This window comes from Faecalibacterium sp. AM43-5AT (assembly GCF_003603345.1).
GTDB lineage: Bacteria > Bacillota > Clostridia > Oscillospirales > Ruminococcaceae > Faecalibacterium > Faecalibacterium taiwanense.
Map to the genome: position 1 here is coordinate 1 of NZ_QVGZ01000007.1, position 16,268 is coordinate 16,268.

General features: G+C 56.0%; 13 protein-coding genes and 1 other annotated feature. Of the genes, 1 reads left to right on the forward strand and 12 read right to left on the reverse strand.

The window, feature by feature from the left end; genetic code table 11:
- Window positions 1-173: 173 nt before the first annotated feature.
- From pheT to DW937_RS09375, 9 genes are all read right to left on the reverse strand, one after another.
- Window positions 174-2,585 (reverse strand): phenylalanine--tRNA ligase subunit beta, encoded by a 2,412-nt coding sequence (pheT, locus tag DW937_RS09335; RefSeq protein ID WP_120120759.1) that lies wholly within the window; start codon window positions 2,583-2,585, stop codon window positions 174-176.
- 18 nt (window positions 2,586-2,603) lie between these two features.
- A complete protein-coding gene (gene pheS / locus DW937_RS09340; RefSeq protein WP_005945958.1) occupies window positions 2,604-3,626 on the reverse strand; it encodes a phenylalanine--tRNA ligase subunit alpha in 1,023 nt (340 codons plus the stop codon).
- 79 nt (window positions 3,627-3,705) lie between these two features.
- Window positions 3,706-3,944: a binding site (T-box leader), on the reverse strand.
- 121 nt (window positions 3,945-4,065) lie between these two features.
- Window positions 4,066-5,736 (reverse strand): glucosyltransferase domain-containing protein, encoded by a 1,671-nt coding sequence (locus tag DW937_RS09345; protein ID WP_243111453.1) that lies wholly within the window; start codon window positions 5,734-5,736, stop codon window positions 4,066-4,068.
- 46 nt (window positions 5,737-5,782) lie between these two features.
- On the reverse strand, window positions 5,783-7,408 hold the full coding sequence (locus DW937_RS09350) for a glucosyltransferase domain-containing protein (protein ID WP_120120761.1): 1,626 nt from the start codon (window positions 7,406-7,408) through the stop codon (window positions 5,783-5,785).
- A 120-nt stretch (window positions 7,409-7,528) separates the two neighbouring features.
- Window positions 7,529-8,710, reverse strand: a complete 1,182-nt coding sequence (locus DW937_RS09355) for an MBL fold metallo-hydrolase (protein ID WP_120120762.1) — start codon at window positions 8,708-8,710, stop codon at window positions 7,529-7,531.
- Between the two features lie 99 nt (window positions 8,711-8,809).
- A complete protein-coding gene (gene rmuC, locus DW937_RS09360; protein ID WP_120120763.1) occupies window positions 8,810-10,144 on the reverse strand; it encodes a DNA recombination protein RmuC in 1,335 nt (444 codons plus the stop codon).
- Between the two features lie 62 nt (window positions 10,145-10,206).
- Window positions 10,207-11,277: an alpha/beta hydrolase gene (locus DW937_RS09365; RefSeq protein WP_243088996.1), complete on the reverse strand. Its 1,071-nt coding sequence runs from the start codon at window positions 11,275-11,277 to the stop codon at window positions 10,207-10,209.
- Between the two features lie 15 nt (window positions 11,278-11,292).
- Complete coding sequence (locus DW937_RS09370; RefSeq protein ID WP_243111454.1) at window positions 11,293-12,369, reverse strand: alpha/beta hydrolase; 1,077 nt, start codon at window positions 12,367-12,369, stop codon at window positions 11,293-11,295.
- A gap of 21 nt (window positions 12,370-12,390) precedes the next feature.
- Complete coding sequence (locus DW937_RS09375) at window positions 12,391-13,458, reverse strand: alpha/beta hydrolase (protein ID WP_243111455.1); 1,068 nt, start codon at window positions 13,456-13,458, stop codon at window positions 12,391-12,393.
- 206 nt (window positions 13,459-13,664) lie between these two features.
- Here DW937_RS09375 and DW937_RS09380 point away from each other — a divergent pair, with 206 nt between their 5' ends.
- Window positions 13,665-14,183: a GNAT family N-acetyltransferase gene (locus DW937_RS09380; protein WP_005945939.1), complete on the forward strand. Its 519-nt coding sequence runs from the start codon at window positions 13,665-13,667 to the stop codon at window positions 14,181-14,183.
- A 79-nt stretch (window positions 14,184-14,262) separates the two neighbouring features.
- On the opposite strand, the gene DW937_RS09385 is transcribed toward DW937_RS09380, so the two are convergent.
- The 3 genes from DW937_RS09385 to DW937_RS09395 form a co-directional block, all read right to left on the reverse strand.
- Window positions 14,263-14,793, reverse strand: coding sequence for an HD domain-containing protein (locus DW937_RS09385; protein ID WP_097777640.1), 531 nt, complete (start codon window positions 14,791-14,793; stop codon window positions 14,263-14,265).
- Window positions 14,794-14,828: 35 nt separating this feature from the next.
- A complete protein-coding gene (locus DW937_RS09390; RefSeq protein ID WP_005945935.1) occupies window positions 14,829-15,269 on the reverse strand; it encodes a hypothetical protein in 441 nt (146 codons plus the stop codon).
- Between the two features lie 114 nt (window positions 15,270-15,383).
- On the reverse strand, window positions 15,384-16,163 hold the full coding sequence (locus DW937_RS09395) for an alpha/beta hydrolase (protein ID WP_120120764.1): 780 nt from the start codon (window positions 16,161-16,163) through the stop codon (window positions 15,384-15,386).
- Between the last annotated feature and the right edge of the window lie 105 nt (window positions 16,164-16,268).

Consider the following 16,268-nt stretch of genomic DNA (forward strand, 5'->3'; position numbering starts at 1 on the left):
AGTATAATACCACACCCCCGCCTCCTTGTCAACACTTTTTGACAACTTTTTTCATCTTTTTTCTTGCGCTGCTGAAAAACGTTCATTTTCTTGTATTCAACGTTCTCTTTTTACGCAAAAAAGCCGCCTGCACATTCCTGCACAGACGGCCTTATATTACTTCTATAATAGAGTTAGCGGATCTCGATGCCCAGCTTGAACTTCAGGTTGCCGAGGATCTTCTTGACCACGCGCTCCACTTCCTCAGCGGAAACTTCCTTTTTCGGGTCGGACAGAGACAGGGTGAATGCCATGCTCTTTTTGCCCTCGCCGAGATTTGCGCCGCGATAGATATCGAACAGCTTGATCTCACCCACCAGAGGGCTGGCCTTCTTGATGGTCTCTTCGATCTCGCCGCAGGTGGTCTTTTCGTCGCAGACCAATGCCAGATCACGCTTGACAGCAGCGTAGGGACTGAGCGGCTGATAGCGCAGCTCACCGTCCGCGCAGGACATCAGAGCCTCGTAGTCCAGCTCACCCAGATAGATATTCTGGCTGTCCTTCTGATCCTTTGCAATCTCCAGTTCGCCGTTGATCTCGTTGGACAGCTTGCCGAACACGCCCAGACGCTTGTCACCACAGTAAACAGCGGCGCTGATGCCGGGGTGCAGCCACGGGGTCGTCTCGCGCTTATAATCAAAGCTCAGGCCAAAGCCGGCTGCCAGTGCTTCCAGTGCACCCTTGACCGTGAAGAAATCTTCTTCGGGGCCGAATGCACCAATGCAGAGGGTCTGGCGCTCGTGCGGATGCTCGTTGATGGGCAGTTTCTTGGCAAGATACACCGGTGCCATCTCGAACAGACGGCCTTCCGTGTTGCCCTTCTTGAGATTGTCCACAATGACGTTCAGCATGGAGGGAGCCAGCAGGGTACGCATGATGGACAGATTCTCACTGATGGGGTTCAGGATGCGGATGGCCTTGCGGGCTTCATCATCCGCCGGGATGTGCAGCATATCCAGTTCTGCGTTGGAGTAGAAGGCCAGGGTGGAGGCCTCATAGAAGCCCTGTGCGGCCAGCAGACGCTTGGTCTTGAGCTGCTGCTTCTGGTCATAGTTCAGACCGCCGTTTGTAACGGAGGCGGTGTTCAGGAAGGTGGGCACGATGTGGTCGTAGCCGTACTCACGGATGACCTCCTCGGCCAGATCCGGGAAGCTCTCCACGTCCTCGCGGTACAGGGGTGCGGACACGTCCCAGCTTCCATCGGCCTGTACATCCACCGTGAACTCCAGACGCTGCAGAATGTCGATCATGGTCTGATCCGGCACGGTGATGCCCAGCACGCCGCAGATCTTAGCCGGAGTGGTAACGATGTGCTTGCGCTCCATCGGGCGGCCATCGGTCAGGTCATATTCCAGTGTGGTGATGTCGCCGCAGTCCAGCTCCTGAATCAGGTGCAGGGCACGGGCAAGGCCCAGTTCAGGAGAGTGACGGTCCACGCCCTTCTCGTAGCGAGCAGAAGAGTCGCTGTTCTGGCCCAATGCGCGGCTGGTCTTACGCACGCAGTCGCGGGCGAAGGTGGCACACTCAAACAGCAGGCTGGTGGTGTTCTCATCCATGCCGGAGTTTGCGCCGCCCATGATGCCGGCAAGTGCCACCGGCTTTTCGGCATCGCAGATGACCAGATTGTTGGGATTCAGAGTGAACTCCTTCTCATCCAGCGTGACGATCTTTTCGCCCGCATGGGCGCGGCGCACATCGATGGTGCGGCCGGCGACCTTGTTCAGATCAAAGGCGTGCATGGGCTGACCCATTTCCAGCAGGGTGTGGTTGGTGATATCCACCACATTGCTGATGGAGCGCAGGCCGCACAGAGCCAGATGGTGCTTCATCCAGCGGGGAGACTCGCCCATGCGGATGTTGCGCACATAGTGTGCCATGTAGCGGGGGCACAGGTCCGGTGCCTCCACCTTGACGGTGATGGGCGCATCCGGCTCGCAGACGGCCTTGTAGTCCATGGCGGGCATGTGCAGGGGCTTGCCCAGAACGGCAGCCACCTCACGGGCAATGCCCAGGACAGACTGGCAGTCCGGGCGGTTGGCGGTGATGGAGATATCAAAGATATAGTCGTCCAGACCCACCACCGGCGCAATGTCGGTGCCGGGGACAGAGTCCTCGGGCAGGATGAGCAGGCCGTAGACCTCAGAGCCCGGGAACAGGTCGTCGTTCAGGCCCAGCTCTTCGCCGGAGCACAGCATACCGTTGGACTCCACGCCCTGCATCTTGCGGGCCTTGATCTTGATGCCGCCGGGCAGGGTGGAGCCATCCAGAGCCGCGGGCACGCAGTCGCCCAGCTTCATGTTGGCGGCACCGGTGCTGATGCGGATGTCGTGGCCGTAGTCGCCGCAGTCCACCACACACTTGGTCAGGTGGGTGCCCTCCTGCTTTTCCATCTCCACGATCTTGCCGACGACCACCTTGCTGATGCCGGCATCCAGCGGGATCAGCTCTTCGACCTCAAAGCCGCAGGAGAAGAGCTTTTCCTCCAGTTCCTGCGCAGTAACGTCGATATCTACAAATTCTTTTAACCAGCTGAAAGGTACTTTCATTGTCTCTTCTCTCCCCTCTTATTCGTGGAACTGCTTGAGGAACTGCAGGTTGTTCTCGAACATCAGGCCGATGTTGTTGATGCCATACTTCAGCATGGCGATACGCTCGATGCCGATGCCGAAGGCGAAGCCGGAATACTCGTCCGGGTCGATATTGCAGTTCTCCAGCACCTTGCGGTTGACGACACCGCCGCCCAGCACCTCGATCCAGCCGGTGTGCTTGCACAGCGGGCAGCCCTTGCCGTGGCACTCGAAGCAGCTCACGTCCACCTCCACGCTGGGCTCGGTGAACGGGAAGTAGGAGGGACGCAGGCGGGTGCGGGTGTCGGCGCCGAACAGCTTCTGCACAAAGGTATTCAGTGCGCCCTGCAGGTCGCCCAGGGTGATGCCCTTGTCCACGACCAGACCTTCCATCTGGTGGAACATGGGGCTGTGGGTGGCATCGGAGTCAGAGCGGAACACACGGCCGGGCATCAGGATCTTGATGGGCGGCTTCTGAACGTCCATGGTGCGGATCTGGCCGCCGGAGGTCTGGGTGCGCAGCAGGAACTCCTCCGACAGGTAGAAGGTGTCCTGCATGTCGCGTGCCGGGTGATCCTTGGGCACGTTCAGGCGGGTAAAGTTGTGGTCATCGTCCTCGATCTCCGGGAAGGTGCCCACCGAAAAGCCCATGCCGGAGAACACGTCGATGATCTGGTTGGTGATCAGGGTCAGCGGGTGCAGGCCGCCCACAGAGCGGGTCTTGGCGGGCAGGGTAATATCCACCGTCTCCGCAGCATTGCGGGCAGCAAGCTCTGCCTGCTTCACCTGTTCTGCAGCAGCATCGTAATCTGCCTGAACCTTTGCCTTGAGTTCATTGATGATCTTGCCCATAGCGGGGCGCTCTTCCGGCGCAACGGTGCGCAGGTTCTTCATCAGGGCAGGGATCTTGCCGTTTTTGCTGAGGTACTCCTGCCAGAAGGAGGCCAGCGTTTCCTTGCCGGACACCTGACCAAGGCTTTCAGCGGCCTGTTTTGCCAGCTCGTCGATCATTGCTTGCATGGATGTTCTCTCCTTTATTCTTCGTGTTGATGAGCGGAGTGCAACAAAAAAGCTCCGTCCCCTGCCCGATTTCTCAGACAAAAGGGACGAAGCTGTTGATTCTTAGCTCCGCGGTACCACCCGGTTTCCACCCGTGCACAGATGCCGGGCGGCTCTCAGAACGCCGTAACGGGGCGTGGCCGTTCTGTACTACTGCTGTTTCGCACAGACCGCTCAGGAGCGAACTTCAGCACAGATACACCCGGAAGCCCTCTCAGCCGGTGAAGCTTCTCTCTTTGCCGTGTACGCCATGCCTACTCTCTCCGTCGCTGCGTTTGGGAGTATTCAGGTTTTATAACCAAGAGTTATGTTACCACATTTCGGGACAGTTTGCAAGGGCTGTGCAGTCACTTTCCGCAAAAATCGCGTTCGGTGGAGTTTTTTCACAAAGCCGCAGCCATTATGAATCGTTTATGTCATCCATTATGAGCTGAAACAATTCTCCCAGGTCGATTAGTGGCGCAAACTCTTTATCAACTTTGTAATCATCTGAAATTTTTACCACGACCACACCGTCGATCTGCTGGATATATCCTTCCTGCGGATAGACTGGCATCTGTTCCAGCTCTGTTCTGCTGTACAGTTCCCCGTACTGTTCCACCGAGCAATGCTTGAGTTTTGCCGGAGTGATATCCCTGAAAACCGCTTTCCAAGACGCTCTGGCCGAGTAATCGTTCAGCCAGAAGCGGCCCATCTGCGCATACGGATTTGCATAGAGGTAATACTCCCTCTTCATAAAACTGGAGTTCGAGCTGGGTCTGCCCACAAACAGTACCGGCAGCTGCTCGTTATCGTCAAAATATCCGCTGCTCATCAGGTCGTCCGCGATGTGATCCGACATGCTCTTGAGTGTTTTCCTTCCCTCATACATAGCTTCCTGATCGATCACTGCAGAGCAGACATTGCCATAGACGACCAAAACCGCAAGTACTACAGCCCCTGTCCGGGCAGCACGTACATACTTTTTTACCATAGGCTGATTTGTGCGCGTCCCTTCAAGCAGCAGCAGACATACCGGCACGAACAGATTCAATCCTTCGCCCATCTGCAAAAGCCAGACCGCCTCGCTTGTGATCAGCATGATGGCATTGCACATGATGGGCAAAACGATCAGCGCTGCCACTCCCAGAAGGATATATTCCCAATTTTTCCGGTGAAGCATTTTTCTGAAGCGGTTCAGCAGTCCGATGCTCAGCGCCAGAAATACCAAAACGAAAAAGCCCACCGGCTGCAGAATGTTATGCCGATAGTAATTCTGAAAAAAGTAAGCTCCAAACAGTTGGTAGGTCTCTGCAATGGCATTGGGCAGATTTTTCAGTATAGAAAGTACCGAAACATCCGCTCCTCCATTATAACTTGCCATCTGCCATCCACATGCCCATACGATCAGCTTTGTGAGCAGGAAATACAAAACCATTCCTGCAGCTGCGCTGCAAAGACTTCTTCCAATGTGGGCATGGATCTTTTCTCTGTCCACATTGCGGAACAGAAGCAGCAGAAGATATGTCAGCAGGAGCAGACAAAAGTTATCAAGGCTCGTCTGATAGCACGCAAGGCTCATGACCAGAAGCAGTGCTCCCTGTACGACCGCTTTTCTAAAATCTGCGGCACGAACCACACGCTCTGCCGCCAGAACAGAAAACAAAAAAGAGCAGCCAAACACCGGCGACTGAAACCGATATGACAGCTGTATTCCAGTGACCGTGCTGGCCAGAACAGCCATACCCGCCAGATAGGTCACGACAGAATCCTTCTCTGTAAAAAACTTCCGAAGCAGGGTAACAGCCAGCGCCGACATGGAAAGCGTCAGCAATGAATTGAAAGGTTCCGTCTGGATGCCAAACCGCAGCGCATCGATCACCGGCCAGAGCCATCGGCCCGTGACTACCTGCCAATAGCCGCCGAAGAACCATGTATTGTTCCACAATCCGTCAAATGTATTGGTCAGCCGCTGGCTGATCAGCAGGAAAAACACTACCGCCGAAAACAGCAGCATCACCAGAAAATATCTTAGATCCGATATATCCAGCCCAAGGTCGTCCGGTTTCTGTACATCGATTTTTTCTTTCATCGTTATTTTCTCCATCTGTCCTGTTTTATGTTCTCAGGCTCATTTGTTATTCATCGATCAGATAATCCTCTGAAATTTTGATCACATATACACCGTCCATTTCCTGTATGGAGCCTTTCTCAGGGAATGTCGGCATTCGTTTGATTTCTTCTGTCCGGATCAGTTCGTCATATACCTCATCACTGCACAGCTCCAACTGCATCGGTGTGAGGTCACGAAACACCGCATTCCATGAATAGCGCATTGTGGCGGCATTTTCTTTTTCGAAAAGGCCCACCTGTGCGTAGTCGTTCGCATCCCAATAGATGACGTGTGTCCGGAACAGCGGGCTTGCACTGGGGCGGCCTACCAGCATCACTGGCAGTTTTTCCGGCAAATCATAATAGCCCTCTGCCACCAGCTCACCGGCCACAAGGTCCGCGATTTGTTTTGTTGCCTTGCGTCCCTCATACATCGCCTGCTGATCGATAGCCGACATAAAGACACTGCCATAAAGAATGCCTGCCGCAGCCAGCAGAAGCGCAGCCTTTTCCACCTTGCCAGCTTTGTTTTTGCCTGAGATTTCTGTGTTAGATGCAGGCCGGGCAGCATCTAACAGCCAGAAACATACCGGAAAGAACAGCGCAGTTCCTCCGGCCATTGGGATATAAAACGTCGCCTGCGATGCTGCCAGCAGAAAGATCACGCTGGCAAGCGGCATCACCAGCACCGCAGCCACTGCGTAAAACGCCGTTTCTGCATTCTTTCTTCGCAGAACAACTGCCAACCGACGTACAAGCGCTGCACCCACGACAAGGAACGCCAGCGCATACAGTACCCCAAAGCTCTGCAGCACATTATGGCGTACTGTATCACCAAAGAAGTAGTCCCAGAATTGGGCATAGCATTTTACAATACTCTGCGGCAGGCTTTTCAGCATATTCAGCGGCGAGGTAGAAGCTCCGCCCTGATAATTCGTCATTGCAACACCTGAAATCTTCAGAATAATCTGCAATATTCCCCAGTACAGCGCCGCGCCGCACACTGCACTGCCCAGACATTTTGCGATATAGTACCGGAGCTTTATCCCTTCTTCACCTCGGAGCAACAGCACCAGAAACCACGCCAGCAGCACCATGCAGAAGCAAGCAAGGTCTGTCTGATAGAGTCCAAGACTCAACGCAAGTAACAATGCTCCCTGCGCAACGCCTGCCGCAATGCTGCGGCTTCTGATCACACAGACCGCTGCCAGCACCGACAAATAAAATGCCAAACCAAACTCGACCGATTGATGTGCAAACGAGAGGTAACAACCGATCACGGTATTAGCCAAATAGCATAATCCTGCGAGCCAGTCAAGGTAAGATGTCCCCCCGTGCACAGTTTTAAAGGTCATATGAAGTTTTGTAACGCCAAGAGAAACCAGCACCAAGCACACCACCGCATTGATGGGTTCTAGCTGCAGACTGAAACGCAGAAAACTGGTCACCAGCCAGAACCATCGCCCATTGGAAAGCTCCCATGCTCCCGCCATGTACTCAGCCGTTGTCCACAGACCATCCACTGTGTTCGTCAGCTTCAAGCTGATCAGCGGAAAATAGACCATCACCGCAAAGCCCAGCATCACACAGAAATATTTCTTATCCAACTCCCGCAGCCAGTGTCTGATATCCGCTTTTATTTTTACAGACATGATATTCCTCCATCCATAAACTTCTGCTTTTCAGTATATCAAACTCTTCCACATGGTTCAATAAAAAAATCCCCTGCCGGGCAGTCGGCAGAGGATCTTGCGTATTTTTTCCAGAGTGCTTTATTTTGCCACGATTTCTGCAGCCAGTGCATCCATCTGCGCTTCGGCAGCAGCATTGGCAGCACTGCGGATGGTGACCACATTCTCGCAGACCGTGATGTTCTTCATGCCTTCCAGCTCGGCGCGCATGAGCTTTGCGGCCATGGGTGCCCATGTGCCATTCTCCATCAGACCCACCGTGCGGTTCTGGAAGCTCTTGGTCTTGAGGTGGGTCAGCAGATTTTCCATCGGCGGGAAGAGGAAGCCGTCGTAGGTGGCGCAGGCCAGCACGATCTTTCCGCAGCGGAAGGCTTCGGTGACGGCATAGGACACATCCGTGCGGGTCAGGTCCACCTCCACGACCTTTGCGCCCTTTGCACGCAGCTTTTCTGCCATGAGGTGGGCTGCTGCACGGGTGTGGCCGTGGATGGAAGCACTTGCCACAAGAATCTTTTCCGGCTCCTCGGGCTTGTAGCTGGACCAGATGTCGTAGTAGTTCAGGTACTTGCCCAGATCTCCGGTCAGCACCGGGCCGTGCAGCGGGCAAATGGTCTGGATGTCCAGAGCCGCGGCCTTTTTCAGCAGCGCCTGCACCTGCGGGCCGTACTTGCCTACGATGTTCAGGTAGTAGCGGCGGGCTTCGCTGGCCCAGTCGGCCTTTTCGTCAAACTTTGCCACAGCGCCAAAGCGACCGAAGCCATCCGCGGAGAACAGCACCTTTTCGGTGGATTCATAGCTGACCATGACCTCCGGCCAGTGCACCATGGGGGCAAACACAAAGGTCAGGGTGTGGGTGCCAAGGCTCAGGCTCTCGCCGTCCTTCACCACCACACGGCGCTCCTTTGCCACAGCATCAGCACCAAAGAACTGATCCATATACAGGAAAGTCTTGGCGTTGCCCACCACCTGCATCTCAGGGTAGAGTGCCGCCAGCTTTGCAATGTTGGCACCGTGGTCCGGCTCCATGTGGGAGACTACCAGATAATCCGGCTTACGGCCTGCCAGAGCTTCGGACAGGTTTTCCAGCCACGGCTCGGTAGCGCGGGCATCCACCGTATCCAGAACGGCGGTCTTTTCGTCCAGAATGACATAGGAATTATAGCTCACGCCGGTGGGCACCGGATACTGGCTCTCGAACAGGTCAATGGTGGTATCATCCACGCCCACACCCAAAATGGCTTCACTGATCTTCTTCATGCTCATAGCTTTCCGTCTCCTTTTTATGATATGCCGCAGAACGCAGCAATTATTTCTAAGAATATTTCCTATTATAGCACATTGTTAGAAATTTCGCAAGAGATATTATTCTTCTCCATTTTCCGGCAGTCTTGCCGTTACCGGCCTGCCCGGCTCAGCATCCAGTTCCAGCAGAGCGGCAGCAGCGCTTTCGTCCATGGTCTGCACAGCGCGCAGCTTGCGGCTGATGGCACGGCTGCGCACACCAATGAGATTATCCAGCTCTTCGTCAGTCTGGCGCAGACGCTGCTGCATCTTGGAAAGCCCCTGCCCGAACTTGTCAAATTCGGTCTTCACCGCACCCAGCAGCTGCCATACCTCACCGGAACGCTTCTGGATGGCAAGGGTCTTGAAACCCATCTGCAGGCTGTTGAGCAGCGCTGCCATGGTGCTGGGGCCTGCAATGTTCACCTGATAGTCCCGCTGCAGCACTTCCAGCAGGCCCGCGTTCACCACCTCGGCATACAAACCCTCGAAGGGCAGGAACAGGATGCCGAAGGCCGTGGTGTAGGGCGGCTCCACATATTTTTCCCGGATGTCCTTGGCCTCGGCCCGCAGCACCAGTTCCAGTGCGTGGCGGGCGTTCTCCACAGCCTGCGCGTCGCCGGATGCCTGCGCATCCTGTAAATGGGCATAGGTGTCGCCGGGGAACTTGGAATCGATGGGCAGCCAGACCGTGCCGCCGTCCGCGCCGGGCATCCGGATGGCGTATTCCACCCGCTGGGTGCTGCCCGGAATGGTGGCCACGTTGGTGTCGTACTGTTCCGGGGCAAGGATTTCTTCCAGAATGGCTCCCAGCTGGATCTCGCCCAGAATACCGCGGGTCTTCACACCGGAAAGCACCTGTTTCAGCCCGCCCACATCAGCGGCAAGGTTCTGCATTTCGCCAAGACCCTTGTACACCTGTTCCAGCTGGTCGTTCACCGCCTTGAAGCTTTCGGTCACCCGCTTCTGCAACGCATCCTGCAGCTGTTCGTCCACCGTATGGCGGATCTCGTCCAGCTTCTGGGCGTTCTGGGCCTGCAGGGCAGTCATACCCTCGGCAAGGGTGCGGCGCATCTCTTCCAGCTTGCGGGCGTTGGAGGCTTCCAGCCCCTGCAGGCGCTGCTCCATGGTCTGCTGCTGGGTGCCCTGCCCTGCGGCAAGGGCAGTGCTCATGCTCTGCACCGAAGCCTGCAGCGTTTCACTGATGTGGCCCATAGCGGCAAGGTTCTGCTGCGCCATCTCTGCCAGCTTCGCGTCCATCTGGCGGTTCTGCGCTTCCAGCTGCTGACGCAGCCATTCCTTCCGTTCTGCATCGTCCCGGTTTGCGGCAGGCTTTGCCGAGCGGTACAGCAGCAGGGCCATCATCAGGCAGATGGCCACCAGAAGCACCGTGTAAAGAAACGCTAAAAATTCCATAATGCCTCCTATTGCAAAATCCGGGCTGTGCAGCTGCAAAGCCCGGATCTGCGTACTTTGTATTATTTTGTCTGCTCTTCCCAGAAGGCAGCGGCTTCGTCCAGCCAGCCATCCGCAGCCGTGCCGCGGCCAAGGCTGATGCCATGGGCTGCGTGGTCATATACCACTTCTTTGTAAGGTACGCCATGCGCGGCCAGTGCCTTGCTGAGGGCTGGCCCCTGCAGCGGCCAGCACAGCAGGTTCAAGGTCAGGTCATCCCTGCCATACCAGAAGTACACCGGCGGATAGTCCTCTGTGATCAGGTCGGCAAGACTGTATTCATAGTAGAACCGGCCGCACACAAAGGGGTCGGTGCCCACACGGTAGATCGGTGTGATCTCGGCAAACTGCACGATGGGATACGCCAGGATCACTGCGCCGGGCTTGGGCAGGCCATAGTTTTTATAGCCCAGAGCGTCCGATGCAAACAGGCCCGCCAGATGTCCGCCGGAAGAATAGCCGATCAGGGCATAACTTTCCGTCTGCACGCCGAACCGCTGTGCGTGGCCGGTGATGTACTTCACCGCCCGTGCAATGTCCTCCACGGGTCCGTTGTTGTCGTTATCCGGGTAGGCGCGGTAGCGCATCACGAACACCGCATAGCCTTTCTGGTGCAGCTGGTAAGCTGTGGAGATGCACTCCTTTAACTCCGCCGTGCGGTTGAGGATGTTGCCGGAGAGCACCAGCGCATACTTTGCATCCGGCGTGCTGGCCGGGTAGTAATAGAACTCCACATTGTTGCGGGAGCTGTCCTCGGCGATCTCCTGCTCCGAGTAGAGCTTATAGGTGATCTGCACGCCCGCATTGTAATTGCGGATAAGCAGGTTCAGACCATCGGCACAATCCTGTGCCACATAGCTGCTCACATATTTTTCCAGCGTCTGGTCATTGCACCAGTCCTCAGTGCCGGGCAGGTTCTGCTCCTTGGAATAGGTCCAAACGCCTGCGCCAAGGATGCTGGGGTTCGAGCGGATCTCGCCCATGGTGGTCTGCGGCGTGATATCCGGCTCGCCATACTCTGCTGCAAATGCAGGCAGCGCCATCATCAGCAGCAGACAGATACAGGCTGCTGCGGTGCATATCCTGTGTTTCAACTCAGTATCTCCTTTTCAGCCGACCTGTTCCTCCCAGAAGGCAACTGCTTCATTCAGCCAGCCCTCCGCATCGGTGCCTTTGCCTGCGGCCACTGCATGGGGAGCATCATCATACACATGGTAGATATGCGTCACATGGTTGCGGGCCAGTGCCTTTTCCAGCACAGGCCCCTGCGCCGACCAGCACATGGTCATAAGGGTCATATCGTTTTTGCCGTACCAGTGATAGGTAGGCGGGTAATTCGGCGTGATGTAATCCGACAATGTCATTTTATAATACCGCTGCTTGCACACACCGGGGTCCAGCAGGATATTATAGACCGGTTTGAACTCCAGAAAGGTGTTTACCGGGTAGCCCAGCAGCATGGCACCGGGCTTTGGCAGGCCGTAATTTTTGTAGCCCACCGCGTCGGTGCCGAACAGTCCGGCGATCTGCCCGCCTGAGGAATAGCTTACAATGGCATAATCCTCCGCCTGCACGCCAAACTGTCCAGCATGTTCCGTGATGTATTGCACCGCGCGGACCACATCCTGCAGCGGCGCATTGTTGGAAGCCTTCATGCCGATGCGGTAGCGCAGCACGAACACCGGGTAGCCCATTTCGTGCAGGTTCCATGCAGTGGAAATGCCCTCGCGGATCTCCGCACTGACCACGATCGCATTACCGCCGATCACCAGCGCATATTTCTGGTTCGCCTGCGCCCCTTCTGCCGGCAGATAATACAGTTCCACACCGTCCCGGCTGGTATCCTGCGCGATCTCCTCCGCCGTATAAAGCGGGAAGGTCACCCGCTGCCCAGCGTTATAGGTGCGGATCAGATAGTTCAGTCCATCCGCCGCATCCTGTGCCGTCCAGTGATTGGAAAGGCGGCTCAGCGGCTGCGCGTCCCAGTACATCCGGTCCAGCACACGGTCCTGCTCCAGCGAGTAGGTGTAGATGCCCGCACCCACAATGCTGGGGTTGGAGCGGATCTCTGCCATTTTGGTGCGCGGTGTGATGTTGGCCTGACCAAGCTCCTCCGCAAACGCCGGCTGTGCCAGCAGGATCATCAGGCCAATACCAAACAGCACCGTGCGCAATCGTTTTCTCACAGCAATCCCCCGTTTATCTCTTTATTTGCACTGTTTTTCCCAGAATGCCGTTGCCTGCCGGATCCAGCCGTCCGCATCGGTGTGGCGGCCCGGGCCAATGGCGTGGGGTGCGTTCTCGTACACATGGCACTCATAAACAGCCCCGCTCTCCCGGAGCTTGCGCTCCAGCAGCGGCCCCTGCTGGGAGTAGCACATGCGCTGCATATAAAGATCATTTTTGCCGTAGAAGAAATAGGTAGGGGTAAAGTTTTCGTTCACCACATCCGAAATATCGGTCCAGTAGTAACGCCAGCCAAGCACCAGCGGGTCAATGGCCAGCTGATACAGCGGCTTCACCTCAAAGAAATCGTTGATGGGGTAACCCAGCAGCAGCGCTGCAGGCTGTGGGAGGCCAAATGCCTTATAGCCGAACTTTTCGTTGTCCGAGCCGATCAGGCCCACGATGTGTCCGCCGGAAGAAAAGCCCATCAGCGCATAGTTTTCGCGCTGAACGCCAAACTGATCTGCATTTTCGGTCAGGTACTTTACGGCATTGGCAATATCGTACAGTGGCGCATTGTCGGATGCATTCAGGAAAGAGCGGTACCGCAGCACAAAAGCCGCATAGCCCAGCTCGTGCAGCTGGTTGGCAATGGATGCGCCCTCGTTCAGCTCTGCGGTGGTGTTGCCGCCGTTGCCGGGCACCACGATGGCGTACTTTGCGTTGGCTGTTTTAGCCGGGAAATAATACAGCTGCACCATGCCCAGAGAAGAATTTTCCGCAATTTCTTCCGGGGTATACACCTGCCATGTGATCTGTACGCCCCTGTTGTAGTTTTCGATCACAAGGTTCATGCCTTCGGCGGCATCCTCGGCAGCCGCGTAGCTTACATAGCCCTCAATGGGCGTATCATCGTACTGCGTGCTGCCCTCGATCCATTCGTTGCAGTAGGTATAGTAGCCGGAGCCTTTGATGCTGGGGTTCTCCCGCAGCTCTTTCATGGTCGTCTTTGTTGTGATGTTCGGCTCGCCGTACTCTGCAGCAAATGCCGAAAGCGATACGCACGCCAGCATTCCCAGCGCGCACACCACCGTTCTGATCCACTTCATTTTGGGACATCCTCCATTCTGCAGCGGCGTATCCTGCCGTGCTTTTCTTTGTTATGATTTATTGTATCACAAACCTTCCGCTTGTCAAAGAAATTTCTGTGCAGTACGGCGCTTGTACCGCACCGCAAATTCTGCTATACTGGAGCCGGATATTTTTTGAGAGTTGAGGGCGCGGAAAGCTATGCACTTTCTGCCGGGATCGAAATATGAGCAAAATCGAGATCCGGCCCATGGAGCCGGAAGACTGGAGCGCTGTTTCCAGAATCTATTTAGAGGGCATTGCTACAGAACATGCCACTTTTCAGACCACTTGTCCGCCGTATTCTGCGTGGGATGCTTCCCACGCAAAAGAATGCCGACTGGTACTGCTGGCCGACGGCGTGATTGCCGGGTGGACGGCGTTGCGCCGGGTGGACCCGCGCTGGTGCTACCGCGGCGTTGCCGAGGTGAGTATTTACGTGGGTGAGCAGTTCCGGGGCCATGGCCTTGGCTATCACCTGCTGACCGAGCTATGCCATCAGGCAGAAAAGGCCGGCTACTGGACACTGCAGTCCACCGTGCTGCAGGACAACGCTGCCAGCCGCGCCCTGCACACAAAATGCGGCTTTCGCTTAGTGGGCCGCCGGGAACGCATTGCCCGCGACTGTCACGGCCGCTGGCTGGACACATTCTTAATGGAATACCGCGCTGCTGCCAATGAACCGGAAGGCTATAAAAAGCTGTAAGATACAAAAGAACTCCGCGCCCTGTGAGGTGCGGAGTTCTTTTTTGTCCATTGATAAAACGATAAAGGTAAAAACAGGCTTACCACTCTTCGCCGTCGATGTCCACGCTGCCGTCCACCACGGCACCGGCGCGGGAACGCTGGAACATGCTTTCTACCACAGCGCAGTACTTATCGGCCAGACAGACGATGACTGCTTCGCGGCAGGTGGGCACATGACGGAAGGTCAGCGGCCACATGTGGCTTGCAATGATGCTCTGTTCCTTTGTGGTAATGCTGAACACCCGCTTTGCATTGACGCAGGCATAACCCGGATGGGAGAAGCCGTGCATCTCAAACAGGCGGCGCAGGCCGTGAAAGGTACCGGTGGTGTGCCAGTCGTACAGATAAAAATCATGCAGCAGGGCACCCACTGCCAGCGAGGTCTCGTCAGCGTGCAGATGCAGACGGCGGTTGAGCCAGAAGCTCACCAGCGCCACATTCTTGCAATGCTGGTAGGTGGTGACAGAGCCGTGCTGGATGTACTCCCGCATCCGCTGCACATCCGGGTGATGATCATATTTTTCTACGATGGCATAAAGCTGTTCGCGCTCGATCTCAGAAAGCTGCATGCTGCAAAATTTCCTTTCGCTTTAAGGTGATGTTTTCAGGAGCGGAGCTGGACCGGATTGGAATTACCGAAGTTCTCTGCACTGGAAGGGTTCTCCCGCTTGAGGGAAAAATCTACCAGATACTGCTTGCCGTCGCCCAGTTCTTCCAGCTGGGCCAGTTTTGCCTTTGCGGCGGCTTCGTCCGGGTACCACTGGATCAGGAAGAAATTTTCTTCCTCTACACCGTAGTACAGCCACTGGCCGTCGGCACGCAGCCAGTCGTCCAGATGATCCACCTCTTCGCCGTCCGGCAGGCCAAGGCCTTCTTCGGCATAAAGGTTTTCCGGTTCCACCTGCAGCATTTCGATCACCTGAATAGAGCTTTGCAGGTATTCGTCCTGCGAGACCGTCTTGTCCGAAAGCTCCCATCCGGTGAGAAAAGCCTGCATCATCAGGTCGCGCACAGAGATGCGCGGCAGAGTCGGGTCCATAACCATAGGTATTTCCTTCTTCCTTCAGTTTGTCCCTGCTGACCAGTATACGTCAAAGGCTTATGCAAGTCAACAGTTTAATTGTGAATTTTTTGTAGGTTCGTTCAAATATATCCAGACTTAACAGACGGAAAAGGCAAAAGTGTCTCCCAGCCATTCCACTGCCAGTTCCACCCAGTGATGCCGGTGGCGGCTGGGCTGGTCCACCTCTGCCGTGCTGATGCTGGTACCGTGCACCCCCTTTTCAAACAGATGCGCCTCGCAGGGCACACCCGCCCGGTGCAGAGCGTTCACCAGCATCAGGGTGTTCTCCACCGGAACGGCGGCATCCTCCATGGTGGTCCATACGAACACCGGCGGCATCTGCGGCGTGATCTTATCCTCCAGCCCGAACACCTGCTGTGCCGCCGGGTCGGCGCTGCCCGCCAGCTGCACAAAGCTGCCGCGGTGGGCATACTGCCCTGCCGTGACCACCGGATAGCCCAGAATGACCGCATTGGGCCGGGGCTGGGCCGCTTCGCCGGGAATGTCCAGCACAGCACCGGAAAGGGCCAGGTGGCCGCCCGCTGAAAAGCCGCACACGGCAATTTTTTCCGGCAGGATATGCCACTGGGCCGCGTGCTGCCGCACAAGACCGATAGCCTCGGCCAGCTGGCGCAGCGGCATGTAGTCCTTTGCCTTTTCGCAGATGGCGTAGTCCAGCACAGCGGTGTGGTACCCCGCCGCCGCAAACTGCAGCGCCACCGGGTCGCCCTCACGGGCACTCACATGGGTATAGCCGCCGCCGGGCACCACCAGCACCAATGGCCGGTCAAGCACATTCGGCATCCGCTCACAGCAATCACGCAGATAAACGGTCAGCGTCCCACCGCCGGCCAGTTCCAGCTGTTTCAGCTGCATGATATTTCCTCCTTTTACAGCATCCTTTGCGGTTCATTATAGCACAAAACGAACCATTTTTTAAACTTTTTATGAAAGCCCTTGATTTTTGCTTTTTGTCGGTGT

Excerpts from the sequence above, each read along its gene's own strand:
- pheT (WP_120120759.1), bottom strand. The coding sequence starts at position 2,585 with ATGAAAGTACCTTTCAGCTGGTTAAAAGAATTTGTAGATATCGACGTT.
- pheS (WP_005945958.1), bottom strand. The coding sequence starts at position 3,626 with ATGCAAGCAATGATCGACGAGCTGGCAAAACAGGCCGCTGAAAGCCTT.
- DW937_RS09345 (WP_243111453.1), bottom strand. The coding sequence starts at position 5,736 with ATGAAAGAAAAAATCGATGTACAGAAACCGGACGACCTTGGGCTGGAT.
- DW937_RS09350 (WP_120120761.1), bottom strand. The coding sequence starts at position 7,408 with ATGTCTGTAAAAATAAAAGCGGATATCAGACACTGGCTGCGGGAGTTG.
- DW937_RS09355 (WP_120120762.1), bottom strand. The coding sequence starts at position 8,710 with ATGAGCATGAAGAAGATCAGTGAAGCCATTTTGGGTGTGGGCGTGGAT.
- rmuC (WP_120120763.1), bottom strand. The coding sequence starts at position 10,144 with ATGGAATTTTTAGCGTTTCTTTACACGGTGCTTCTGGTGGCCATCTGC.
- DW937_RS09375 (WP_243111455.1), bottom strand. The coding sequence starts at position 13,458 with ATGAAGTGGATCAGAACGGTGGTGTGCGCGCTGGGAATGCTGGCGTGC.
- DW937_RS09380 (WP_005945939.1), top strand. The coding sequence starts at position 13,665 with ATGAGCAAAATCGAGATCCGGCCCATGGAGCCGGAAGACTGGAGCGCT.
- DW937_RS09385 (WP_097777640.1), bottom strand. The coding sequence starts at position 14,793 with ATGCAGCTTTCTGAGATCGAGCGCGAACAGCTTTATGCCATCGTAGAA.
- DW937_RS09390 (WP_005945935.1), bottom strand. The coding sequence starts at position 15,269 with ATGGTTATGGACCCGACTCTGCCGCGCATCTCTGTGCGCGACCTGATG.
- DW937_RS09395 (WP_120120764.1), bottom strand. The coding sequence starts at position 16,163 with ATGCAGCTGAAACAGCTGGAACTGGCCGGCGGTGGGACGCTGACCGTT.